The organism is Nonlabens ulvanivorans (assembly GCF_000732625.1).
GTDB lineage: Bacteria > Bacteroidota > Bacteroidia > Flavobacteriales > Flavobacteriaceae > Nonlabens > Nonlabens ulvanivorans.
In genome coordinates this window covers 245509-270084 of sequence record NZ_JPJI01000026.1, presented here as the reverse complement: position 1 = coordinate 270084, position 24576 = coordinate 245509, and the positions used below count along the sequence as shown (strand labels likewise).

Below are 24576 nucleotides of genomic sequence, written 5' to 3'. Positions count from 1 at the left end.
ATGCTCAAATTTATAAAAGGAAATCTTGAAGCGATAGAAGGCGTGTCCATCTATCCGATTATATCACTACTTATCTTTTTTACTTTTTTCACATTATTATTTGTTTATGTGTTTACAGCAAAAAAAGATCACATCAATACCTTAAGTGAGATGCCACTAAACGAACCAATTAAAACCCAAGAAGATGAATAAATCAGCACTTTTTAGAATAATCATTTTTATGATTCTAGCTTTAGTTCTATTTGAACTAGTAGCTGGTAAAGAAGGAACTTGGGCAGTACAAGAATACCCTTTAATATGGCTTATCCTAGGTGTGTTATTTTTATGTGCATATCTATTAGAAACTAGTGTGAAAACTCTAGAAAGAGTACTATACAATACATTAAGTGATGAAGCAAAAGAAAGATATGATGCAGCTACAATAGCACGCAAAGAGCAAGAATTTGCAGGTATTAAAAAGACTTATGCAAAAATGCTAGGAAGTAAACCTATTGAAGATGAAGGTGAGATAGAACTAGATCATAATTATGATGGTATACGTGAGTTAGATAATAACTTACCACCATGGTGGGTTTATTTATTCTATGCGACCATTCTTTTTGGTGTCGTTTATCTTACTAAATATCATGTTTTTGATATAGCACCAGATCAAGCTGAAGAATACTTGCAAGAAGTAGCCGTCGCAGAGAAAGAAATAGAAGAATACAAGAAAACGGCAAAAAACCTTATAGATGTTAATACCGTGACTCTACTTACTGATGCATCTGACCTTAAAGCAGGTAAAAGCATCTTTCAAGACAATTGTATAGCATGTCACAAAGCCGATGGTGGTGGTGGTATAGGACCTAACCTTACAGATAGACACTGGATCTTAGGCGGTGGAATTAAAAATGTATTTAATACAATTAGTGAAGGTGGACGAGACGGTAAAGGTATGGTGTCCTGGAAAGCAGATTTATCTCCTAGTGAGATGGCACAAGTTGCAAGTTATGTGATGTCTTTTCAAGGTACAACTCCTGCAGAACCTAAAGAAGCAGAAGGTGAAATTTGGGAAGATCCAGATGCACCTAAAGACGTAGCACCAGCTACACCAGTAACTCAAGTAGATTCTACAGCAGTAACGTTTAACGATTAAGTTTAAAGAACGATAAAATGGAGACACCAGAGAATGAGGTTTTTAGAGATAGCATCGGTACCATTAATGAAGATGGTAAGCGTAACTGGTTGTACCCTAAAAAACCAACAGGTAAATTTTATGACTACCGTAAATGGGTAAGTTATGGATTGCTAGCATTTTTACTGGCCGCTCCGTTTATTAAAATAAATGGCAACCAGTTCATTATGATGAATGTACTGGAAAGAAGATTTAATATTTTCGGATTTCCTTTCTGGCCACAAGACTTTCATCTATTTGTTATAATGATGATTATCGGCGTGGTGTTTGTCATCTTTTTTACAGTTGCCTTTGGTAGAATTTTTTGTGGCTGGATGTGTCCACAAACCATTTTTATGGAAATGGTCTTCCGTAGAATTGAGTATTGGATAGAAGGTGATCGAGGAAAACAAATCAGATTAGATAAACAAAAATGGGATGCCGAAAAAATACGTAAAAAAGGAACTAAATGGTTCATATTTGCAGTCATCTCTTTTATCATCGCAAACGTATTTCTTGCCTATTTGATAGGTAGCGACCAGCTGTTTAAATATATTAAAGATGGGCCACTGGCTCACTTAAGTACATTGTTATCATTAATCATTTTTACTGCAGTATTTTACTTTGTGTTTGCATGGTTTAGAGAACAAGTTTGTATAATCGCCTGTCCCTATGGTAGGTTGCAAGGTGTATTATTAGATGATAAATCTATTATTGTTGCATACGATCATAAAAGAGGTGAAAAAGAGGAAGGTCGTGCCTTATTTAAAAAGAATGAAGATCGTGCAGCAACAGGAAAAGGTGACTGTATAGATTGTGGGCAGTGCGTTCAGGTATGTCCTACAGGAATAGATATTAGAAATGGAACACAACTAGAGTGTGTTAACTGTACGGCATGTATTGACGCCTGTGATCAGATTATGGAAAAGGTAGACCTTCCTAAAGGTCTGATACGCTATGCAAGTGAAGATAATATCACTAAAGGCAATAAATTTGAATGGACACCTAGACTTAAAGGTTATGTCGCAGTTCTAGCTATTTTATTAGGTATATTTTCTGGTATGATGCTACTGCGTAATGATGTAGAAGCACGAGTTTTAAGATTGCCTGGTTCCTTATATGAGCATAAAGGAGAAGACGTGATTAGTAACGTGTACACCTATAAATTGGTGAATAAGACGATCGTTTCTATCGATGATATTCATTTTAAATTATTATCTCATAAAGGAGATATTAATCTAGTTAAAAATCAAGGTTTTAGTATAGCAAAAGAAGGCCTTGCAGAAGGGACTTTATTTATAGAACTAAAAACAGGTGCTATTAAAGGTGACAAAGAACGTGTGGAGATAGGGATCTATAGTGGTGATGACTTGATAGAAACAACGACTACATCATTTTTAGGGCCTAGAAGTTATAAATAGAAAATTATTGAATTAGAAAACGCTTTCGCGAAAGCGTAATAACGATAAACATTACCATCATGAAATTAAATTGGGGAACCGGTATAGCGATTGCGATAACACTTTTTATAGGTTTTATAATGGTGATGGTTGTAACGATGCTTGCAGATAAAGGTTTTGACCACGATATGGTCACAACCGAATATTATAAAAAGGAATTACTATTTCAACAAGAAATTGATGCAGAACAAAACGCAAAGAATCTGGGTGAAATAAAAGGTATGAAAACTACCACTGGATGGGCTATTGAGTTTCCAGAAAGCATTAAAGAAACTGAATTTAAAGGAACAGTGTCCCTATATAGACCGTCAGATAAGCAACTAGATTTTGACTTGCCTATTGTCTTATCTGGTAATTATTTGCTCATACCTGACAATCGCTTAATCGACGGTCGATGGGACATTCTTATAACGGGTACCTTAGATGGTAAACCGTTTAAATATAAAGAATCTATAATCTATTAATATGTTGTGGTCTGGTTTCATATTAGGTTTATTGGGCAGTTTCCATTGTATGGGAATGTGTGGTCCTATAGCCTTTTTGTTACCGGTAAATCATAAAAACCCAACTCAAAAAGCATTTCAAGTTAGTGTTTATCACGCTGGAAGATTATTTGCTTATGGCTTGATAGGTTTTTTATTAGGCTTGCTAGGTAAAAGTTTTGACCTTTTTGGGTGGCAACAGCAATTGAGCATTGCAGTGGGAATAGCGATGATAGTAATGGTAATAACTACCTATTTCATAGGTATGAATTTTACAGTTACTAAACCGTTATATAGACTGGTAGGTAAATTAAAAAGTGCGATGGGTAAGGAGCTGAAAAAGAAAACTTATGATGCTTTTTTTACTATGGGCTTTTTAAATGGTTTATTACCATGTGGATTGGTATATATGGCAGTTATAGGAGCAGTGGGATCTGGAAATGCAATGGAAGGTGCTGCTTATATGATGTTTTTTGGATTAGGTACGGTGCCATTAATGACGGCAGCCGTTTATTTAGGTAACGTGATATCTGTAAAAGTGAAGACATTTATGAGAAAAGCAGTTCCTGTGTTTGTTATCCTAATTGGATTACTTTTTATCGTGAGAGGTCTAGGTCTAGGTATCCCATATCTATCGCCTAAAAATATGAAGAATCAACAGTCTGCGCAGCAGTCTTGTCACACACCTATAGTTTTAAATACAAATCAAAAATAAAAGTTATGAATATGTTACCTCTAGTAGATTGGACCATGGGAGCAGTTTTAATAGGTGTGTTTGCACTGGTATGCGTCGCTCTGGTCGCGATAGTTATGAATATGATGAAAACAGATAAAACAAAGGATGAAAGTACTAGGGCTGAATAAGTCCGTAGTGAGAATGTTTCAGGGCGAGCTGTAAGGCTGGTCATGATTTATTTTGGTTAATTGGTTGAAAGAGGTATTCTGTTTAGAGTACCTCTTTCTTTTTTATAATCCTAAATGTACACGTGGAAACGAATAATATTAGAGCAAAAAAAATCTCCCAGTTAAAGGAGATTTTTTGAGGTGATTAAATTTATTTACCATATTAAATCGTCATAGAAAATAATTGTGTGTTCGGTTTTTTACGTTTTAACCTAAGATCAAAAGCCATACAAATATTACGTACAAATGGTCTACCTTTTTCAGTAACGCTTATACCATTAGATTCTAGAATAAGTAATCCGTCTTCTTCCATCTCTTTAAGACTAATTAATATATCAGGAATCTCTTTAAAATATAATTCTCCATTCTTTTCCCATTGGGTTTCAAAGTGACACATTAAATTCAGGATGTGTTTTCTGATGATTAAATCTTCATTGTTTAATAAATGTCCTCTATAAACTGGAATTTGATCTTGATCTAGTAACTTTTTATATTCTGTAATACTTTTTACATTTTGAGAAAATCCGTACCAGCTATCACTGATAGAAGAAACTCCTAGACCTATCATAGCTTGTGTACTACTAGAACTATATCCCATAAAATTGCGATGTAACTTTTTTGTCTCCATAGCTATGTTCAACTCATCACTAGCCAGCGCAAAATGATCCATGCCTATCTCAATATATCCAGCGTCTTCTAGCATTTTTTTTCCGATCTCATATTGAGCTCTTTTTTCATCTGGACTAGGTAAGTTATCCTGACTAAAACCACGTTGCCCATTACCTTTTATCCATGGCACAAATGCATAACTATAAAAGGCTATACGATCTGGTTTGAGTGCTATCGTTTGTTTAATAGTATGTATAACATGTTCTTTTTTTTGAAAAGGAAGGCCGTAAATTAAATCATGTCCGACAGAGGTGTAACCTATTTCTCTTGCGTTAAGTGTAGCGTTTAGAACATTCTCAAATGGTTGCACTCTGTGAATAGCCTTTTGGACCTCTAGGTTATAATCCTGAACTCCATAGCTTACGCGATTAAAACCTAATTCAAATAAAGTCTTTAAGTGTTCTTTTGTTGTGTTATTAGGGTGTCCTTCAAAACTAAGAGCCACATTTTTTGCTTTATGAGCATTTTTAAAAATTCCATCAATGAGAATTTGTAAATTTTCTGGAGAGAAAAATGTCGGAGTTCCTCCACCTAGATGTAATTCACTGATGATAGGAGTTTCATCTAATAGTGCCAAGTATAATGACCACTCTTTAAGCACATTTGATATGTAAGGTAGCTCTACATTATGATTTACGGTTATTCTTTTATTACAGCCACAAAATGTACACATCGCTTCACAGAATGGTAAATGAATGTATAAGCTGATTCCTTCTTTTTGATTAGATTCTTTAATGCTTTTTATAACAGAACTTTCCCAATCTGATTTAGTAAAAGAATTCTCTTCCCAGTAAGGTACTGTAGGATAACTAGTGTAACGTGGTCCAGCCACATTGTATTTTTGAACGAGTGAAGACATACCTGATTTTTAATATACACACCTCTTAAATGAGTCCTATGTGTGCATCGTTTAAGGATTCAAAACTAGCAGTATACCTATTTTAAAAAAATGATAATTGTCAGCTCTTAAGTTGTTACAAAAGAATTTTGATGTTTAGTGATATACTGGTATTGATTTAATATTTTTACGACAATTCATAAAAAAGAATCATTGGAAGATTACTATCTATATTTCAAGTCTTTACATCTTATTTTTATTGTAACATGGTTTGCAGGTCTCTTTTACATTCCTAGGTTATTCGTTTATCAAATTGAGGCTCATCAAGAACAAGAACCAGCAAAATCAATCTTGTTAAAACAACTTCAATTAATGACACGTAGATTATGGTATATCATATCATGGCCTAGTGCTGTTCTAGCCACTTTATTTGCAATTTGCTTGATTTATATCAACCCATCGATAATTGAAGCTCAATGGATGCAGGTTAAATTGGGATTTGTGCTGTTACTTTTTATATATCACATAAAAACCCATTTTATCTTTAAAGAATTAGAGAACAATATAGTAAAATGGACATCAAACGGAATGAGATTGTATAATGAAGGTGCGACCCTTATCTTATTTGCAGTAATTTTTTTAGTGATACTTAAAAGTGCTATTAATTGGATTTATGGAGTAATCGGTATTTTCTTGCTAGCGGCTATTTTAATGATTTTATTTAAGATCTATAAAAGATATAGAGAGAAAGTTTAGTTGTATTGATGTTGTAAATCAGTTGTTTGTGGTGTTTGTTTAATATGAAGTTGTTGTTAAACGTCAATTTAGTATTCTTTAACGAAAACCGATTTCTTTTATCAAAAGTTAATATATCAACCTATCTTAACGAGATACCTTTGCGGCGTTAAAAAAAATATCTCCCAAATGAAAAACGTATTATTCGTTTTGTTAATTCTATTCAGTAGTCAATCTATCGGTCAGGTTGGAATCAATACAGATACACCTGCTCCAGACGCTGCTTTAGATATAGAAGGAACTGATAAAGGTATATTGATACCACGATTAGATCTGTCAGATTTATCTACTATAGCACCTGTTACTGGTGGTGCTACAGAAAGTCTACTGGTTTATAATACAAATACCACTACTGGTAAAGGTTTCTATTTTTGGTCTGGTGTCGAATGGGTTCCTGTAGGTAAAGGTTTATACTGGGAAAAAGACGGTAATACTGGAACAACACCTGGTACATCATCTGGTGAGAATTATTTAGGTACTAAAGACGCACAAGATTTAGTTATCGCTACTAATAGTACTGAGGTGATGCGAGTTACTAGTAATGGACAAGTTTTGGCTTCTAACGCAGGATCTGCGGCAGCACCTACTTTTTCTTTTCATTCAGACAGCGATACAGGTATCTATTCTGAGGGAACAGATAAGTTAAACGTGAGCGCGGCAGGTAATAATATGGTAGAATTTGATGGTGGTTCTAATCCTCAGACAATTCTGAATCCTACTAATTTAGATGTAGATACTCGCATCGCTTCACAAGGAGAATCTCATATGCTTTTTGTAGATGCTGGTTCAGACCGTGTCGGAATTGCAAACAGCAATCCACAAGCAACACTTCATGTCGGTGGTACTACTAGTACAATTAGAATAGATGCTCTAAATTCCACTAATAATGTTAATAATAAAGGATCGGTTTCGACACCAGTATTTGTAGATGCAAATGGTGAGTTAAGTATTCAAGGTTCAAACGTCATTACTCAATTAGTAGAAGATAATACAGCCTTTTTATCTACACCTGTAATTGTAGACAATACATCAAGTGGTAGAACAATTACAGAGCTTTATGCTACAACGGTTACTTTAACTAGAGACGCACTTATTGAAGTGGTTTATCAGGCAGGTGTAACTATAACGGATACATCAAATGCTTTTATTTATGATGGAAGACCTAGAATCTATAGAATATTTGTAGAAATAGATGGAAGAAAAGTGGCTTATAAAGGAGATGCTTACACCAGTAAAAGTGCGACAGGTACGACTATAGTGAATGGACCATTTTACCTTAATGGTAATGGCTATGTTCAATTACCTGGATCTACTACGGGAACGACGCATGAAATTAAAGTATTTGCAGAGGTTTATGGAAACACTGCATCTACTAGGTGTTCTTATGGTGGTAATGGAGATGACATTTTTCAAGTTCTAGTAAGATATTAATATTATGAGCTTGAAAAATATATATACAATCTTATTGTTTTCAATGAGCTTTCTATCTGCTACAGCTCAAATAGGATTTGGTACAAGTGGACCACAGCCAGAAACATTGATGGACGTTTACTCTGTTGATAAAGGTTTGTTATTACCACGTATCTCGATTAATGATTTTGATAGTTTTAATTTGCCTGTAGGTTCGCAAACAGAATCTCTATTACTTTATAATACTAATGTTACCTTAGGTAAAGGTTTTACTTATTGGAATGGGAGCTCTTGGAGTCATGTTAATAATAACTTTTTTTGGAGTACTTATGGCGATGATAACTTTTCTAGTTCTAATTTTTTAGGCACGGCAGATAATAATTCCTTCATTATAGGTACAGCAGGTTTACCTCGCCTACATTTTACAATTGGCCAACGGTTAGTTGCTCATAATAATGGTACGATATCTAATCCGTCATGGTCTATGATTAATACGGGAATAGGTGCATATAGTTTGGGAAATGATTTAAGAATAGGTCTTGACGGTAAAGACTATATATCTGCAGCTGCGACTAATGCTGTAGTTATAAATCCGTCTCAAGAAAATATCGATTTATCTATTCAAGGTAACACAACGCCAGTGCTACAAATGGATGCTAGTTCAAACAGTTTAGGGATAGCTTCAACAGCACCTATTGAAGCTTCAATGCATGTACAAGGAGTAACTAGCAATGTACGTATTCACAGTCTAGGAGCGACGCATAGTAATAATAACGGTGTCGATCAATCATTACTTTACGTAAATCAAGAAGGAGAATTAATTTTAGAAGCGACACCGCACATCACTCAATTACCACAATTTGAATTTGAATCTGCTTATTTATCCTCTAGCGTTACGGTAAGTAACGCCACTCAAGGAGAAAGTACCGTTGTGCTTCATTCAACGTCAGAACAGTTGTTTGATGATGGTTTATTAGAAGTAGTTTATCAAACATCGTTTTCAGTAAGAAGTCATACAGGTGGTGCCATAACAGATGGTAAACCTAGAAAATATGGGATAAGAGTTAAAGTCGATGGTCGCGTTATAGGTCAGACCTCAAAAATGTATACATCTGCAGCAACTGGCAGTAGCATTGCCTCAGGATTTATGTATTTGAATGGCAAAGGATATAAACCTCTTACGGGAAACTCTTCAGGAACTACTTATGCTATTGAAGTAGAGTTGTTTGTGGACGGTGGTGGTAATTCGACGGAATATATCGTAGGTTCTTCTTCAAATGACTTTTTTGAAGTTATTGTCCATTATTAGAACGCTTCCGCGAAAGCGTAATTAAAACCAATTTACTTCTTAAAAGGCTCAACCAACTGCTCGCCAAAACTATCCGGATAGTGTTCATCGCCATGAAATCCTAATTCTAGATGAGCATCGTGATAAGGAACATGAGCAGTGCCAAAAAGGTAATCCCAAATACTTAAGGATAATCCATAATTTACACCGTACTTATGGTCAGCAGGTAAATCTCGTGCATGATGCCATAAATGCATTTTAGGATTATTGATAATGTATTTTAAAGGACCATAATCCCAACTCAAATTTGCATGGTTTAAATGTCCGATAAAGACACTGAGCATATGGACTATAAAGAATTGTTCAATACCAAAGCCTAACATAGCTAATGGTATGTATTGAAGACTTTTATAAATAATAGTTTCCATAAAATGAAATCTAAATTGCGCCGCAAATCCCATCTCTTTAATACTATGGTGTACCTTGTGAAACTCCCATAACCTAGGCACGCGATGTAATAAACGATGGATGTTCCATTGTATAAAATCTGCAATAATAAACATGATAAGCAACTGGCTCCATACGGGAAGGCTACCCAATTCGATGGCAACTAGATTTTCAATTCCTATACTTTTAAGACCATCATTAAATGCTGCAACGGCAACATTTGAAATAGAGTTATAACCGACTAAAGAGAATAAAAAGAAATTGAAAAACAAATAAAATAGATCTAACCAAAAATCACGACGTAATACCTTCTGATCCTTGCGCCACGGCTTTATAATTTCTAAGGTAAATACTAATAATGAAAGTCCCACTAGCCAATAAAAATAGTTGGTCCATGATGGCGTGGTGATTTCTTTAACGAGATAATTCCAATAATCAGAAAAGGAATTAATAAATAGATCGATATAATCTTGCATGTATGTAATGTCGTTTTATAATGTATAAAATTACTACTTGTTGCACTTACTACAACGTTATCTCAATATTAGAAATCTATTCTAGTATAAAGTACTGTCTATCCTTTATTTTTGAGCAAGTAAAATTAAATTCATGAAAAACTCCATTCTCTTTCTATTTTTAATATTAGTAATTTATTCCTGTAAGACTGAGGTTGAAAGTAAAACCATACCACTAGAAAAAGAGCAGGCTCATTATGACTGGAGTGCAGCAAATGTTTATTTTCTACTGACAGATCGTTTTAAAAACGGTGATGTTTCAAACGATACCATTATAAACAGAAATAAAGAGACAGGTAAATTACGTGGATTTAAAGGTGGAGATTTTGCCGGAATCATTGAAAAAATAGACGATGATTACTTTACAGATTTAGGAGTTAATGCCATTTGGTTAACACCTATTTGGGAACAAATTCACGATGGTGTTGATGAAGGAACTGGATATTCTTATGCCTTTCATGGCTATTGGGCAAAAGACTGGACTGCAGTAGAACCTAGTTATGGCACACAGGCAGAATTTGAATCATTAGTTCAAAAAGCGCATGATAAAAATATAAGGATTTTACTAGATGTGGTTATAAATCATACTGGACCTGTGACAGATATGGATCCTGTATGGCCAGCAGATTGGGTACGTACAGGTCCTTCTTGTACCTATCAGGATCAAGAAACTGCTGTAAGTTGTACATTAACTGATAATCTACCAGATATAAGAACGGATAGTAAAGAAGAAGTAGAATTACCAGAACATTTGGTTCAAAAATGGAGACAAGAAGGCCGCCTTGAAGCAGAACTTAAAGAGCTAGATGACTTCTTTAATCGCACAGAATTACCACGCACACCGGTTAACTATATTATTAAATGGGTTACTGATTATGCTCGTGAAACTGGTGTCGATGGATTTAGAATTGATACGGTAAAGCACGTAGAAGAAGAGGTTTGGAAAGTCTTTAATGAACAAGCCACTATAGCTTATGAAGATTGGAAGAAAGCCAATCCTGAAAAGAAAATACACGACGATGCATTCTTCATTCTAGGAGAATTATACGGTTATGAGGCGAGTGGTGGTAGAAAATATTATTTTAATGATAACCCAGTAGACTATTTTGATTATGGCTATGACGCGATGATTAATTTTGGTTTCAAGAGACATGCCATAGCGCCATATAAAGAGCTATTTAAAAGATATGATGGCTTTAGAGATAGCTTACTTCTAGAAAACCCTAAAGATCCTGCTTTTTTTATGAATTATATCAGCAGTCATGATGATGGTCAACCATTTGATGCAGCTAGAGAACGTACATTTGAGAGCGCTACTAAGTTATTACTCTCACCAGGAATGACTCAAATCTATTATGGTGATGAGATAGCAAGACCTCTTATCATAGAAGGAACTCAAGGCGATGCCACATTAAGATCCGTTATGGACTGGGATTCTATCGATAAAGATCTATTGAGCCACTGGCAAAAATTAGGTAAGTACCGTAACAGTCATCCTGCGGTAGGCGCAGGCAGCCATCATTCCCTAGAACATGATGGACCGGGAACCATTTTTGCTAGATGGTATGATAAAAACGGTTTCAAAGATCAAATAATCGCTGGAGCAGGATTAAAAGACGGTAGTATAACTATAGACGTTACTCTTGTTTTTAAAGATCTTACTCAATTACGTAATGCTTATACGGGAACAATTTTAGATGTGATAGATGGAAAAGTTACCGTTCAAGTTAATCGCGGTGTCATGCTGCTTGAATCATTGTAAAAGCATTTAGTAATTGACACATTATTGAATTTATGGCATTTTATTAACGCATTGTTTCATTATTGATTCAGAATTTTGTCAGAAGAATAGATGGTACTGTTATGAATAAGCTTAAAATTTGGAAAAATAAATACACTAAGTTCAAATTAAAGTTAAGTCCGCAGCAGAATCTCTTTTATGGTTTCTTTACTTATGTCATAGCGGGATTTATTTTACTATCTCTTCCATGGTTGCAAAAAACGGATGTAGCATTTATAGATAACTTATTTACCGCAACTAGTGCAGTGTCTACTACAGGTCTAGTTACTGTAAGTATATTTGATTCCTATAATATTGCTGGTCAACTGGTGATCATGACATTATTTCAATTAGGTGGGATAGGATATTTAACCTTTACAACTTTTATGTTATTATCCACTACCAGACGTATTACTCACTGGCATAAAAAGTTATTGAATTGTGAGTTTACCTTACCTGTGACCATTAAAATTAAAGATTTTTTAAAGTCCGTTATTCTCTTTACAGTTATTATGGAAACCATAGGTGCTATTCTATTTTTTATAGCGTTTTATAATAATGGTATGCCTGTAGGTGAAGCAATTTGGAACTCTATTTTTCATAGTGTTAGTGCATTCTGTACGGCAGGTTTCAGTCTTTTTAATAGTGGATTTACTGGCTATGTAGATGATGGCTTTGTAAACTTTATTATTGCTTTTCTGGCAATCGCAGGCTCGTTAGGCTTTATAGTTGTGACGGATCTAGTACTATGGATTAAAGATCGTTCTCATCAATTAAGTTTTACGTCACGAATCATATTTATAGGCTTTGCATTTTTGTTAAGTTTTGGGTTTGTATTCATGTATTTCTTTGAGCCTACAATCACTGTACTGGATGGAAGTGCCAGATTATATGCAGCTTTTTTTCAAACCATGTCTGCAATGACCACAGTAGGATTTAATACTGTTGATTATGGATCCTATTCTATACCTATCATACTGGTCACCATATTTTTAATGTATGTAGGTGCCTCGCCATCTGGTACTGCTGGTGGAATAAAAATAACAACACTATCCGCCGTATTTGCTATCATGAAAAGTAGACTTAGAGGCTCAAAAGAAATAACTTTTTTAGGCCGTAAGATTCCTTTTGAACGATTATACATCGCGACGTCATCTTTTATCTTTTATACTAGTTTAATTTTTATTTTCACTCTGGCACTTACGTTTACAGATGATTTCAGTCTAGAAAAATCTTTGTTTGAGGTCAGCTCTGCATTAGGAACCGTAGGATTAAGTATGGGAATAACAGGTGATTTATCTAGTATCGGTAAGATGTTACTGATCATGATTATGTTTATCGGTAGATTAGGAGTCTTGACTTTTGGGCTTGCTATTTGGTCTAAGTCCTTACAGAAAGAGCAGCCTCGACATATGGAAGATGATATTGCTGTTTAGAAATTGAGGTTTGGCAATTACGCTTTCGCGTAAGCGTAATTATTATAATCCATTAAGGATGCTTTATCTTTAGAATCTTAACTAAGATTTAAAGATGAAGTATTTTTTTTATTCGCTTATAGTATTGGGTTTAATCGCATGTAAAAATGAAGTTGAAGAGCAAAAGGTGGATATCGTTGATGAAATTGCAACGCCTCAACTACATTTAGATCAGGCCAATAATCTTGCGGCATTACCTTTACATTGTATTGAGACAGAGTATCCTAATAAAATGGGGCATGTTACCGCAGCACCAGAAGATCAAAAAAGACCAACAGACCAGCATCCGGTATTTTATGGTTGTTTTGACTGGCATAGTGCAGTACACGGCTATTGGAGCGCTGTGACTTTAATTAAGCAGTTTCCAAAACTTGAAGCTAGAGAAGAATTACTAGCAAAAATAAAACGCAATCTTACCACAGAGAATATCGCGGTTGAAATAGCGTACTTAAATACGGAGAATAATAAAACATTTGAACGCACTTACGGTTGGGCATGGTTACTTAAATTACAACAAGAGCTGGACACCTGGGAAGATCCTCAAGGACAAGAACTAGCTCAAATTCTAAAACCTTTAAGTGATGTCGTTATAGAGCGATATACAGACTACTTACCTAAACTTAATTATGCCATAAGAGTAGGTGAGCATTCTAACACAGCATTTGGGATGGTATTTGCCTGGGATTATGCCACACATGCTGGTGAACAAGATTTTAAAAATGTGATTGAATCTAAAGCCAAAGAATTTTATACTGGTGATACAGACTGCCCATTATCTTGGGAACCTAGTGGTTATGACTTCCTATCACCATGTCTAGAAGAAATTGATATCATGAGGCGCATTATACCAGCTGCAGATTTTCATCAATGGGTTGCTGCGTTTATACCTAATATTCAACATGGAGATTTAGATATTGAAATAGGACGTGTATCAGATCGTAGTGATGGTAAACTAGTGCATATCGATGGATTGAACTTAAGTCGTGCATGGGTGCTTTATGGCTTGATCAGTCAGTATCCACAGCAATATGCTGCATTACAAGAAACTGCAGATGCACATTTGACCAATACGTTACCTAATCTCGTGGCAGACGATTATGCCGGTGGACACTGGTTGGGTAGTTTTGCTATTTATGCTTTACAAAATGCATCGCATGTTCCAGAAGATCTTTAAAAATATAGGTCCTGGTACTTTAGTAGCTGCGGCTTTTATAGGTCCTGGAACGGTAACCGTATGTACTCTTGCTGGTGCAAACTATGGTTATAGTCTGCTCTGGGCTATGCTGCTTTCTGTTTTTGCGACGATTGTATTACAAGAGATGGCCGCCCGATTAGGATTGATTACTGGTAAAGGATTACCAGAAATATTGCACAGTACGATTAGCAATAAAATCATTAGAGTGGCTATAATTATTCTTGTACTAGCTGCCATTGCGGTAGGTAATGCGGCTTATGAAGCTGGTAATATTTCTGGTGGTGTGCTAGGATTAAATATCATTTTCGGTACACAATGGTATTTTCCGTTACTACTAGGATTAATCGCTTTTTGTTTACTCATTTATGGAAATTATAAGGTATTAGAACGTGTGTTAATCACGCTAGTCGTTATCATGGGAATATCGTTTATAGCAACCGCAATAGCGATAGGACCAGACTTTAGTTCGATTTTAAAAGGATTATTTACTCCTTCTATTAATGAAGGTAATTTGTTAACCATTGTCGGTTTAATAGGTACTACCGTAGTGCCTTATAATCTTTTCTTACATGCATCATTGGTAAGTGAGAAGTGGAATGAAACTACAGATTTAAGTGCCGTTAGAAAAGATACCGTTATAAGTGTCATTTTAGGAGGATTAGTATCTATGTCTATCATTGTTGCGGCAACAGCCTTACAATCCACTGAAGTTTCTACAGGAGCAGATGTAGCCAAAGCTCTTGAACCGATTTTCGGTTTGGCGTCAACTTACGTATTTTCTATAGGTATTCTAGCAGCCGGAATTACCAGTGCGATTACTGCGCCTCTTGCTGCTGCATATGTAGTAAAAGGTTGTTTAGGCTGGCATGGTAATATGAAAAGTTGGTCTTTTAGAGCGGTATGGATGATTATACTAGCACTAGGAGTGCTATTTTCTAGTATAGGTTTAAAGCCACTAGATATCATCACTTTTGCTCAAATAGCAAATGGATTGTTATTACCCATTATGGCTATTCTATTACTTTGGCTGGTGAATCAGAAGTTTTTAGGTGCTTATCAAAATCGCAGTTGGCAAAATATTATGGCTCTTATCGTTATCGCAATAGCCATTATGTTAGGTGCAAAAACCTTTTTAAAAGTATTTGAAATCATCTAATATGGTCACGATTGATATCAATATGGACCTAGGTGAAGGAATGAATGTTGAAGGACAGGTCATGCCATTTATAAGCTCTTGTAATGTGGCATGTGGTGGTCATTATGGAAATTACGATTCTATAAAAGAGACCTTACTTTTAGCTCAAAAATATAATGTAAAAACAGGAGCACATCCATCTTTTGATGATTTGAAGAATTTTGGTAGGTCACAATTAGATTGGGATGAAGCACGCTTTCGCGAAAGCGTATCTAAACAAATTCAGCAATTCCAGGATGTAGCTTTAGAGCTAGGAATAACCATGAATCATATTAAAATGCATGGTGCCTTATATCATGCCACGGCACACCTTACTGATTATGTAAATTGGACTATTCAATTAGTTAAAGATAAATATCCTGAGGTTAAATTATATGTGCCACCTGGTAGTCTATTAGAACAAGAGTTAAAGAATCATGGATTATCCTATGATCGAGAGGCATTTGCAGATAGACGATATGACAATGATGGAAAATTAGTTTCTCGTAATGATGCTAATGCTGTTATTGAAGATGTGTCAAAGCTTGTTAATCAACTATCCATTATGGTTCATGAAAATAAAGTGATTTGCATAGATGAGCATGAAATATTCTTAAATGCCCAAACCTATTGTGTACATGGAGATAACCTATCGATAGTCCACAATTTTAATGAGGTCATTACCGCATTGAATTTAAATCAAATTAAAATTGGATAGCTTCATTTTATATCATCAATATAATGAGAATAGTCTACTGGTTACTATCGATGTAGATACCAATGTACAGGAATATCGTTCATACATTACGAGATTAATTAATGATCAATATAGGCATAGGGTTGTATTGAATCAAGGATTTAATTCTGTTCTCATATTATGGCGTGAAGAGTCTGTAACTCGTACTTTAATCGATGAGGTAAAATTGCTATTAAAAGGCATTACTCCATCACCAGTGCGTGTTATTAATAAATGGAAATTACCGGTTTATTATGATTGTCTTTCGGCAGATATACGAGCATTATCAAAGTATACAGATTTAGAAGTTGGTGAAATAATTCGTCTACATCAACAAGCAGTTTATACAGTCAGTTTTATGGGGTTTTTGCCAGGATTTCCCTATCTCAATGGGTTGCCCGAGTCATTATCCATTCCTCGTAAGGTGACACCATCATTACAGGTTAAAACAGGATCTGTAGCTATTGCGGCAGGAATTTGTGGAATCTATCCACAAAGTAGTCCTGGTGGCTGGTATGTTTTAGGGAACTGTCCTGTACCACTTTTTAATAGAGAACGAGAACAAGCTTTTTTACTATCTATCAATGATCAAGTTGAATTTTATGAAGTCGATAAATCAACTTTTACAGATTTAAAGCAGAAGACAAGTCATCTAGACATTAATCAATTTAAAAATGGCTAGACTTACAATTCTTAATCCAGGATTTAATTCTACTATTCAAGATATAGGTAGACTAGAATATAGAGCATATGGTGTGCCACATAGTGGTGCTATGGATCAAGATAGCTCGCGTCTCGCAAACCAATTATTAAATAATCAGGAGAGTGATGCGGTAATTGAAATGACTTTATCAGGTGTAGAGATTATCTTTTCAGAACCTACCCAAATAGCAATCACTGGTGCTCATTGCAAGATAATGCTTCAACACTTGGGATATGAAAGTCCATGTGTTATAGCTGTAAAAACAGGAGATGTACTTCAAATAGGTGCTGCAATGGATGGTAATTTTATTTATTTAGGTATCAAAAATGGATTTCAGACCGAAGTATCTCTAGGTAGTCGTTCATATTATACAGGTATTTTAGATAGCTCATTTCTCAAAAAAGGCGATCATCTTTTATATGATAGCGGTGGTGTTGTCTCAACAGATAAATTCAATGACATGGAATCCAAATGGAATTCAAGTTTAAAGGCATATGTAGGTCCAGAGTTTTATTTACTTTCTAGAAAACAACAAGAACAATTACTAGGTACCTCTTTTACCATTTCAAAACTATGGAATCGTATGGCGTTTCAATTAGAAGAGACTTTGGTTCATACTCTATCAGCTATTAAAAGTAGTCCAGTATTGCCAGGCACGATTCAGTTAACACCAGACGGTAAATTAATTGTTTTAATGAGAGATGCACAAACTACAGGTGGTTATCCTAGAGTTCTACAACTTACTGAAGAAGCTGTGAATATCATTAGTCAAAAAAGAGTAGGAGAAGCCGTTGATTTTATAATTAAGAATTAATAGATTTTAAGTTAAACTATATCTAATGCTATTGGAATACTTAAGATTACTTCTTTAATTCGTAGTAACATGCTTAAAAGAAACAATGTCTCAGCAAAAATTTAAATGGCTTCATTTGCCGTCCATTTTATGGGAAAGTGCAAAAAAATGGAACGATGATGATGTGTGGCAATTAAGTGCTAGTGTTGCTTATTATACAATACTAGCACTACCAGGATTGCTAGTCATTATGATTAACATCGTGGGAGCGGTATGGGATACTGAAATTGCCACAGGTAGATTAACCTCTAGCCTTACATCATTAATTGGGTATGATAGTGCCGAAAGTATCAATGGAATTTTACAAGCGGCAAGCCGAGATTCAGACAGTTGGTTTGCAAAAATTGTAGGGATATCGACATTAGTTTTTGCTGCAACAGGTGTCTTTTATCAGCTACAACTTTCTTTAAATAAAATATGGAAGCTCAAAATTAATCCTAAAACACCGTGGTGGAAAATCATTACGGATCGCGTAAAGAGTTTTGGGTTTATTCTCGTTCTTGGGTTTTTAATTTTAATAAGTTTCATTCTATCTGCAGTCATCGGTGTCTTACAGGACTGGATTCAAGTTCATATTGCAGATTATTTAGGGCAACTAGCCTTAATTGTTAATTATATCGTTTCACTGGCAATCATTTCGTTTTTATTCGGTTTAATGTTTAGATACTTGCCAGATGCAAGACTTCAATGGCAAATGGTATGGCCTGGAGCTTTGTTAACAGGTATCTTATTTGAAACTGGGAAATTTTTATTAGAAATTTATTTCACGCAATCATCGCCAGCTAGTGCCTATGGTGCAGCAGGTCTTATTGTATTATTACTTTTATGGGTGTCTTATTCATCACTGATTCTTTTCTATGGGGCTGAATTTATTAAAATTTATGCTTCTCGTTATGGTAATGGAATCTCACCGAGTTCAAAATCCTTAAAGTATAGAGAAGAGCTTATCATCACAGATAAAGGAGCAGATGTAACCGAGAAAGAAATTGAAGAATTGATAAATTCAGATGATAATCCTATTGTGGATCGCTAGTTCGCTTCCGCGAAAGCGTAATGAACCTAACTGAATAACTCGAGAAAAGCCTGTTTGTATGTCTTAGTTATTGGTACACGGTATTCATCGCCGATCACAACATAACCTTCGTTTTCAAAGGCTCTTACAGCTTTTATATTTACTATGTGAGACTTATGACACTTAAAAAAATAGTCGTCTAGGTAGTCGTTAAATCTACCTAAGCTATAGGAACTGGTAAGAGTTTTACCATCTGCTAGATGTATTTTTGTATAACCTTCATAACCTTCTAGATGTATAATTTCTTCTTGCGGAATGAATGAGATACCTTTTTGGGTTGGAACTTTTAGTTTATGATCACGATCGATTATCTTATTGAGCAACTCTACAAGATTTGAATTTTGATCTGCGTTCTCTTTTTCTATATTAAAAATTGCTTTTTCTAATGCCTCTTTGAGCTCTGTGTTATCAACAGGCTTAAGTATATAATCAACAGCATTTTTTTTGATAGCTTCTAAAGCATATTCTCCATAAGCGGTCGAGAAAATGACTTGAGATTTTAATTCATTAATACTATTTAATAATTCAAACCCATTAAGGCCAGGCATTTGAATGTCTAAAAACAAAATGTCTGTAGCATGTGAATTGATGTAATCTAATGCCATCTTGGGATCCTGAAATGTTGCGATCACATAAACGTTAGGGCATACTTTTTCAATCTTCTTTTTAAGATTTTGTAAAGCAGAGTGCTCGTCATCTACCAGTATAGCTTTATAGGTTTTCATTACTTAATTTTTTTAGATTAAAAATCACTTCATGTCCAGGATATTCAATATCGCTTGATGCTGGTCCTCTTTTTAATTCTATTTCCCATAAACCAGAAGCTTTTAAGTATCTCAAACGATCTTCTAAAACAGATGATGATTTATACCTAACATCATCCTTCTTAAATTTAAACCCTACACCATCATCAATGATATGAATTTGTATTTGTTTTTCATCCAGCTTTACAAATTTAACAATGATCAATCCAGTTACTGATTTATTAAAAATGCCATGATTAACAGCGTTTTCAACAATGGGCTGTAATAACATACTAGGAATGAAATCGTTTAAATTTAAAGTTGGATCTACCTCAATTTGATAATGAAGTTTTTTATTAAAACGTAGAGATTCTAAATCTAAGTAGTTTTTTAATAACTCAATTTCTCTTTTTATAGTGATATGTTGTTCTTTGCTGAGCTCAAAAAATTCTCTTATGAGCCTTGAAAACTTTACAAGATATCGATCTGAAGTTTCAAAATCGTTTTCATTAATGTAATACTGAATGGCTGTTAGAGAATTGAAGACAAAGTGTGGATTCATTTGAGAGCGCAATGCCTTAAGTTGTAATTCTGATAATTTTTGTGCTTGTAATAAATCTTTATTCTTTTTTTCTTCGGATCTTTTAGTTAAAGCTTTTGTTACTAATATGATAAGAGTCACTACAGTTAATAGGGTAATTAAATAGAACCACCAGCTTTGATACCAGCGCGGTTCTAGTTGAAACTTAAAACTCTTATTAATTCCTCCACTGCGCAGTTCTAAATTATACTCGCCTGGGCTTAAATCAGAGAAGGTCAGGTTAGAAGAATTTGCAACGGTCCATTTTTTTTGTGTAGGTAATAACCTGAACTCATAGTACATTTTCTTATTTACTCTATAATCAATATTATTAATGACGAGTTGAAGATCACTATCTGGAATATAAGTTGTGTTGTTATTAAGTTTCAAATTATGGTTTGCATATAGAGCTTTGTCCACATAGATATCTAATAAGCTTTGAGAAGAAATATAATCTATAGGGTAGTGGATGATACCTTGATTAGTAGCAACTAATAACTCATTATTGACTTTCTCAATTCCATTTATTTTATTAGTAGATAATCCATTTCTATTATTCCACAATTGCTTAAATCGAAATTTTCCATTTAAGTATTTATAATTATAAATTCCTTTATTAGTAGGTATGTAAAGTTCATTTTTTACAATACATGGATTGTTAGATTTTAAAAATTCGCTGCCTTCTAAAAGTTCTATAGTGTTTAAATCAGTTTGATATACACCATATCCACTAGTAGAAACGATCAAAGTTTTATCATTAACGCGAGCGATATCAATTACAGGTTTTTTAAAATTAGTTAAAGACTCAATTCCAATAATTTTATCATTTACTAACTCGTACAGTCCATTAGATCCTCCAAAAATTAATCGGTCATCCATGGTTGTTGAGCATCTCACACCGCTTAAACTATAGGGTTTAATTTTTTCTAAGCTATATGGAGCTATTTTATTTATACCTACTGTATAATGACCATAAATGAACCCTTTATAAAAGGTCATTGATCTTGCTCTCTCATTATCCACGTCAAATTTCAGATTGAGAGAATCATTTTTTGTGATTGAAAATATATTCTTCTTTGTTATGAAATGAGAAGTGTTTGTTTCCTTTATATATTCGGCGTCATATAAAAAATCATTACTATCTATGTAAGGTTGAAAAGTATTGGTTTTCTCATTTAATTCATAAAATCCCTTACCACTCACAAAAGCAATTATTTTTTCATTGACTCGTTTAATGTCACTTATTTTAAAATGACTCAGCTCTTTTTTTATGAGTCGTTCATTTAAAGAGTATTTATAAATACCATTTGAAAATGTAGCAATCCATACAGTATTTTCTTTATCAATGAAGGAGTAATGCGATTTCAATTCAATAGGAATGTGAACAACCTCTTTGGCTTTTAATGAATCATCAAGCATTGCAACAACGTGCTCACCAGTTAGCTGTATATTGTTGTTTGCTAGATGTAAACGAGAATATTTTAAAAATGGCACGTTTAATTCACTTTCATAGGTATATCTCTTTGTTTCTAAATTATTAAAATTTATAAAGCCATAAGAATCGTTGGAGTTACCTACATAAAGTGAATCTGTTAGTTGCCCTCTAGAATGGCTGTTAAATGTAAATAATGAATCCTGTAATGGGTGTAAATTATTATCTCTAGTCACTAAATTAAGCCTATCATGATCTAACACGCTTCGTACAATACCTTTATATTTTTTATGGGATAAATAAGATACATTTGAAAAATCCTTATAAAAATTGTAGTCGATTTCCTCCCATTTGAAATCTGAATTAAGTTTATGAGATCTAAAGGTTCCCGATAGTATTAAAGAATCACCGGTAAATCCACTATAGATGGGATCAATACTTACATTCGCCTCTTTATTTACAAAATTATGGACCACGTTATCGAGAATGTATCCCATACTTGTACTTTTTGCGATATACCATAACTTCCCATCGGTAGCAGGGAACACATTCCATATATCATTAGTAGGCAGGCCTTCTTGAGTAGTGAAAACTTTGAAGTCAGTGCCATTATATTTTACGAGACCTTCATCAGTAGCAATCCATATAAAGCCATTTGAATCTTGTGTGATTTTGTAAATATGATTACTAGGTAAACCATCTTTTTCAGAATAATTGGTATAAGATTGTGCAGCGCTCCAGTTAAAGGCGATAAAAAAAGTAACTAGAATCCACGACTTTATCATTCTGTATAAAAATACTATTAAATACTTACTTCTTTACTTAATTTAGATTGCCCACCGTCAGTTGTAAATACTTTAACAGCATAGGTGCTTTTGTTTTTTTCGCTTTCGCTGAAGCGTAATTTTAACGACCTACCGTGTCTCACAAACTGACCATCTTTATTTTTCTTGTAAATCACAAAATAGGTTTCTTTATTTAAGTCTTTATAACTCCAAACTAGAGTGACCTCACCATTTTTAGTAGTAATTCTTAAATCTTCTACAGGTGGTCTAACACCAGTCTTATAGGTTTTACCTTGTACCGGAACTGCATATTCTGATGCATTTTCACTTTCATCGATTGCTCTCATACTATAATAATAAATCGTTCCTTTTTTTACATTTTTATCTATGAAGGTAAGTTGGTCATTTTTTAAAACTTGATATTTTTCCCATGGTGCTTTAAGGTCTGTTTTACGATAGAGGATTTGTTCTTTTACGTCTATACTTTTACTCAAGGCAAACTGTAATTCGATAACATCTTCAGTAGATTTTATTTTTTTAAATACTGGAGTGGTAGGAGCAATTTTATCTGGTCTTTTGACTTTCAAAATTTCTGAAAATTCGGATGTGTTGTGATTAAAATCAAGAGCTTCAACTCTATAATATATATAAGGAGTTAAAGACTTTAAAGTAACGGTATCTTTATATACGGTTTTTACATCTCTACCCATACTATCAATAGATAGAAAACCTTCTTTAATTGCAGAAAATTCATGCTCTGCAGCGTTAGATCTATATAATCTATATCCCATTAAATCCGCCTCTGGGTTTTTCTTAATATCAACAGTAACGACACCAGTGGAATCTATTTTACCTTTAATAAATATAGGTTTACTAGGTGGAATACTATCAATTAGTGTTACCGCTACAGGAAAAGATGAACTTACATTATTTGCGGTATCAACTGCCTGTACGAGATAGTAATTAGTTTTATCCATCAAGAATGATTTGTCTATAAATTTACGAGCTGTTTGCGGTAATAATTTATCGTGCAGTAAGGTAAATGTACCGTTGTTTTCTTCAGATCTTGATATGGCAAAACCTTTAAAATCTCCAGCAATAGGTGCTTGCATTTCCCACTCGATATGTACCTCATCAGGTTGAGCATGCTGTGGTTGCTTTAAAAAAGGTTGCTGTGGTGGCTTTCTATCGCGAGGCATTCCTGTTACTTCTGCAAACTGTACTCGTTCTCCAAAGAGAGTTTGAGCATAGAAACGATACGTATATTTTTGATAGTTAACTAAACTGTCTTCATCAAATCCAGTACGTTTAGGGCCGTCATAGTCGCTACCTCTTATGGCATAAATAGGAGCCTTGTTAAGTTTAACGTTCTTACCATTAATAGTACGTTCTACATCGACACCGCTCAAGTCAGGATGTTCATTCCAGACAAACCCTAGTTCTGTATCACCTGTTTTTATGTAAACTTTATTTTTAAGGGCATCTGAATTATTAATTGCTTTTATACTGAATGGAATAGATTCTATTTTATAAATTGTTGATGGTGCAACTAGTTTAACTCTATAAGTGTAATCAACTCCATTCTCTACAGTCTGGTCCACATAAGAAAACCCTAATCCTTTTGCAGCTTCGGCATTTTTTATAGCGGTAAGTAAAGAGATCATTAGTTGAAAATCTTCAGCTGCTTTTTGATTCTTAAGTTCGCCTATTCCGTCGTTAAAACTCATCGTACCACCATTATCCTCAAGTACATCTAGATAAAAATCCATAGCAAGTTCTATTTCGTTCATTTTATCTTCATTTGGAGCAGCGTTCATGACTTCTAGCCACTGCGCTTCACTATATGGTGTAGTACGACCTATTTCTATAAAATTTCCTGCGCTACCGTTTGCTCGCTCAATTATAAAACCAGATTTAAATGCAAGTTTCATGGTACTTTTTCTGTCAGGAAAAAATCTTAACTCAACGGTATTATTGATATACCGTCCTTTGGTTTTTATTACGGTAGTCGGTTCTTGTTGCGCTTTCGCGAAAGCGGAAAACAAAAATAAAAAGCTGATAAATATGATTGATAGATATTTTTTCATG

22 protein-coding genes are annotated in these 24576 nt (G+C 34.4%); 17 read left to right on the top strand and 5 right to left on the bottom strand.

Annotated features, from left to right (window positions below):
* From IL45_RS05020 to IL45_RS15250, 6 genes are read left to right on the top strand one after another with little or no spacing between them, the layout of a single operon-like run.
* Positions 1–192, top strand: coding sequence for a hypothetical protein (locus IL45_RS05020; protein ID WP_036581074.1), 192 nt, complete (start codon positions 1–3; stop codon positions 190–192).
* A complete protein-coding gene (locus IL45_RS05015; RefSeq protein WP_036581072.1) occupies positions 185–1135 on the top strand; it encodes a cbb3-type cytochrome c oxidase N-terminal domain-containing protein in 951 nt (316 codons plus the stop codon). The genes IL45_RS05020 and IL45_RS05015 overlap by 8 nt, the downstream gene beginning before the upstream one ends.
* A 17-nt stretch (positions 1136–1152) precedes the next feature.
* Positions 1153–2574 carry a cytochrome c oxidase accessory protein CcoG gene (gene ccoG, locus IL45_RS05010; RefSeq protein ID WP_036581069.1) on the top strand — a complete coding sequence of 474 codons (1422 nt, stop codon included), beginning with the start codon at positions 1153–1155 and terminating at the stop codon, positions 2572–2574.
* A gap of 59 nt (positions 2575–2633) precedes the next feature.
* Positions 2634–3077, top strand: a complete 444-nt coding sequence (locus tag IL45_RS05005; protein WP_036581067.1) for a FixH family protein — start codon at positions 2634–2636, stop codon at positions 3075–3077.
* A 1-nt stretch (position 3078) separates the two neighbouring features.
* Positions 3079–3810 (top strand): sulfite exporter TauE/SafE family protein, encoded by a 732-nt coding sequence (locus tag IL45_RS05000; protein WP_036581066.1) that lies wholly within the window; start codon positions 3079–3081, stop codon positions 3808–3810.
* A gap of 5 nt (positions 3811–3815) precedes the next feature.
* On the top strand, positions 3816–3959 hold the full coding sequence (locus IL45_RS15250) for a hypothetical protein (protein ID WP_170062954.1): 144 nt from the start codon (positions 3816–3818) through the stop codon (positions 3957–3959).
* 202 nt (positions 3960–4161) lie between these two features.
* On the opposite strand, the gene hemN is transcribed toward IL45_RS15250, so the two are convergent.
* On the bottom strand, positions 4162–5526 hold the full coding sequence (gene hemN / locus IL45_RS04995; RefSeq protein ID WP_036581063.1) for an oxygen-independent coproporphyrinogen III oxidase: 1365 nt from the start codon (positions 5524–5526) through the stop codon (positions 4162–4164).
* Positions 5527–5718: 192 nt separating this feature from the next.
* On the opposite strand from hemN, the gene IL45_RS04990 reads away from it, so the two are divergent.
* The 3 genes from IL45_RS04990 (at position 5719) to IL45_RS04980 (ending at position 9019) form a co-directional block, all read left to right on the top strand.
* Positions 5719–6261 (top strand): CopD family protein, encoded by a 543-nt coding sequence (locus IL45_RS04990; RefSeq protein WP_036581061.1) that lies wholly within the window; start codon positions 5719–5721, stop codon positions 6259–6261.
* A gap of 168 nt (positions 6262–6429) precedes the next feature.
* The gene (locus IL45_RS04985) at positions 6430–7731 is read left to right on the top strand and encodes a hypothetical protein (RefSeq protein ID WP_036581059.1); all 1302 of its coding nucleotides are present in this window, start codon (positions 6430–6432) and stop codon (positions 7729–7731) included.
* Positions 7732–7741: 10 nt separating this feature from the next.
* Positions 7742–9019, top strand: coding sequence for a hypothetical protein (locus IL45_RS04980; RefSeq protein WP_146128657.1), 1278 nt, complete (start codon positions 7742–7744; stop codon positions 9017–9019).
* A gap of 32 nt (positions 9020–9051) precedes the next feature.
* Here the strand turns inward: IL45_RS04980 and IL45_RS04975 are convergent, their stop codons facing one another.
* The gene (locus IL45_RS04975) at positions 9052–9921 is read right to left on the bottom strand and encodes a sterol desaturase family protein (RefSeq protein ID WP_036581053.1); all 870 of its coding nucleotides are present in this window, start codon (positions 9919–9921) and stop codon (positions 9052–9054) included.
* Positions 9922–10054: 133 nt separating this feature from the next.
* Here IL45_RS04975 and IL45_RS04970 point away from each other — a divergent pair, with 133 nt between their 5' ends.
* The 8 genes from IL45_RS04970 to IL45_RS04935 all read left to right on the top strand — a co-directional run bounded on the left by IL45_RS04970 (position 10055) and on the right by IL45_RS04935 (position 18909).
* Positions 10055–11722: an alpha-amylase family glycosyl hydrolase gene (locus IL45_RS04970; protein ID WP_036581050.1), complete on the top strand. Its 1668-nt coding sequence runs from the start codon at positions 10055–10057 to the stop codon at positions 11720–11722.
* A gap of 101 nt (positions 11723–11823) precedes the next feature.
* Positions 11824–13176: a TrkH family potassium uptake protein gene (locus IL45_RS04965; protein ID WP_036581047.1), complete on the top strand. Its 1353-nt coding sequence runs from the start codon at positions 11824–11826 to the stop codon at positions 13174–13176.
* A gap of 94 nt (positions 13177–13270) precedes the next feature.
* Positions 13271–14389, top strand: a complete 1119-nt coding sequence (locus tag IL45_RS04960) for a DUF2891 domain-containing protein (protein WP_036581045.1) — start codon at positions 13271–13273, stop codon at positions 14387–14389.
* On the top strand, positions 14370–15566 hold the full coding sequence (locus IL45_RS04955; RefSeq protein WP_036581042.1) for an Nramp family divalent metal transporter: 1197 nt from the start codon (positions 14370–14372) through the stop codon (positions 15564–15566). The genes IL45_RS04960 and IL45_RS04955 overlap by 20 nt, the downstream gene beginning before the upstream one ends.
* On the top strand, positions 15553–16302 hold the full coding sequence (locus IL45_RS04950; protein ID WP_146128656.1) for a LamB/YcsF family protein: 750 nt from the start codon (positions 15553–15555) through the stop codon (positions 16300–16302). Before IL45_RS04955 ends, IL45_RS04950 begins: the two co-directional genes overlap by 14 nt.
* Positions 16295–17002 (top strand): 5-oxoprolinase subunit B family protein, encoded by a 708-nt coding sequence (locus IL45_RS04945; RefSeq protein ID WP_051788656.1) that lies wholly within the window; start codon positions 16295–16297, stop codon positions 17000–17002. The genes IL45_RS04950 and IL45_RS04945 overlap by 8 nt, the downstream gene beginning before the upstream one ends.
* Positions 16995–17837, top strand: a complete 843-nt coding sequence (locus IL45_RS04940) for a 5-oxoprolinase subunit C family protein (protein WP_036581035.1) — start codon at positions 16995–16997, stop codon at positions 17835–17837. Before IL45_RS04945 ends, IL45_RS04940 begins: the two co-directional genes overlap by 8 nt.
* A gap of 85 nt (positions 17838–17922) precedes the next feature.
* On the top strand, positions 17923–18909 hold the full coding sequence (locus tag IL45_RS04935) for a YihY/virulence factor BrkB family protein (protein ID WP_036581034.1): 987 nt from the start codon (positions 17923–17925) through the stop codon (positions 18907–18909).
* A gap of 26 nt (positions 18910–18935) precedes the next feature.
* Here the strand turns inward: IL45_RS04935 and IL45_RS04930 are convergent, their stop codons facing one another.
* From IL45_RS04930 to IL45_RS04920, 3 genes are read right to left on the bottom strand one after another with little or no spacing between them, the layout of a single operon-like run.
* Positions 18936–19673 carry a LytR/AlgR family response regulator transcription factor gene (locus IL45_RS04930; RefSeq protein ID WP_036581033.1) on the bottom strand — a complete coding sequence of 246 codons (738 nt, stop codon included), beginning with the start codon at positions 19671–19673 and terminating at the stop codon, positions 18936–18938.
* Positions 19660–22488, bottom strand: a complete 2829-nt coding sequence (locus IL45_RS14720) for a sensor histidine kinase (protein WP_051788655.1) — start codon at positions 22486–22488, stop codon at positions 19660–19662. The genes IL45_RS04930 and IL45_RS14720 overlap by 14 nt, the downstream gene beginning before the upstream one ends.
* Before the next feature lie 17 nt (positions 22489–22505).
* Complete coding sequence (locus IL45_RS04920) at positions 22506–24575, bottom strand: fibronectin type III domain-containing protein (RefSeq protein WP_036581031.1); 2070 nt, start codon at positions 24573–24575, stop codon at positions 22506–22508.
* Between the last annotated feature and the right edge of the window lies 1 nt (position 24576).

Bases quoted from the DNA above. Each gene is read 5' to 3' on its own strand.
- IL45_RS04935 (WP_036581034.1), top strand. From the start codon at position 17,923: ATGTCTCAGCAAAAATTTAAATGGCTTCATTTGCCGTCCATTTTATGG.
- IL45_RS04970 (WP_036581050.1), top strand. From the start codon at position 10,055: ATGAAAAACTCCATTCTCTTTCTATTTTTAATATTAGTAATTTATTCC.
- IL45_RS05020 (WP_036581074.1), top strand. From the start codon at position 1: ATGCTCAAATTTATAAAAGGAAATCTTGAAGCGATAGAAGGCGTGTCC.
- IL45_RS04965 (WP_036581047.1), top strand. From the start codon at position 11,824: ATGAATAAGCTTAAAATTTGGAAAAATAAATACACTAAGTTCAAATTA.
- ccoG (WP_036581069.1), top strand. From the start codon at position 1,153: ATGGAGACACCAGAGAATGAGGTTTTTAGAGATAGCATCGGTACCATT.
- IL45_RS04985 (WP_036581059.1), top strand. From the start codon at position 6,430: ATGAAAAACGTATTATTCGTTTTGTTAATTCTATTCAGTAGTCAATCT.
- IL45_RS05005 (WP_036581067.1), top strand. From the start codon at position 2,634: ATGAAATTAAATTGGGGAACCGGTATAGCGATTGCGATAACACTTTTT.
- IL45_RS15250 (WP_170062954.1), top strand. From the start codon at position 3,816: ATGAATATGTTACCTCTAGTAGATTGGACCATGGGAGCAGTTTTAATA.
- hemN (WP_036581063.1), bottom strand. From the start codon at position 5,526: ATGTCTTCACTCGTTCAAAAATACAATGTGGCTGGACCACGTTACACT.
- IL45_RS04940 (WP_036581035.1), top strand. From the start codon at position 16,995: ATGGCTAGACTTACAATTCTTAATCCAGGATTTAATTCTACTATTCAA.
- IL45_RS04920 (WP_036581031.1), bottom strand. From the start codon at position 24,575: ATGAAAAAATATCTATCAATCATATTTATCAGCTTTTTATTTTTGTTT.
- IL45_RS14720 (WP_051788655.1), bottom strand. From the start codon at position 22,488: ATGATAAAGTCGTGGATTCTAGTTACTTTTTTTATCGCCTTTAACTGG.
- IL45_RS04960 (WP_036581045.1), top strand. From the start codon at position 13,271: ATGAAGTATTTTTTTTATTCGCTTATAGTATTGGGTTTAATCGCATGT.
- IL45_RS04955 (WP_036581042.1), top strand. From the start codon at position 14,370: ATGTTCCAGAAGATCTTTAAAAATATAGGTCCTGGTACTTTAGTAGCT.
- IL45_RS05000 (WP_036581066.1), top strand. From the start codon at position 3,079: ATGTTGTGGTCTGGTTTCATATTAGGTTTATTGGGCAGTTTCCATTGT.
- IL45_RS04975 (WP_036581053.1), bottom strand. From the start codon at position 9,921: ATGCAAGATTATATCGATCTATTTATTAATTCCTTTTCTGATTATTGG.
- IL45_RS04930 (WP_036581033.1), bottom strand. From the start codon at position 19,673: ATGAAAACCTATAAAGCTATACTGGTAGATGACGAGCACTCTGCTTTA.
- IL45_RS05015 (WP_036581072.1), top strand. From the start codon at position 185: ATGAATAAATCAGCACTTTTTAGAATAATCATTTTTATGATTCTAGCT.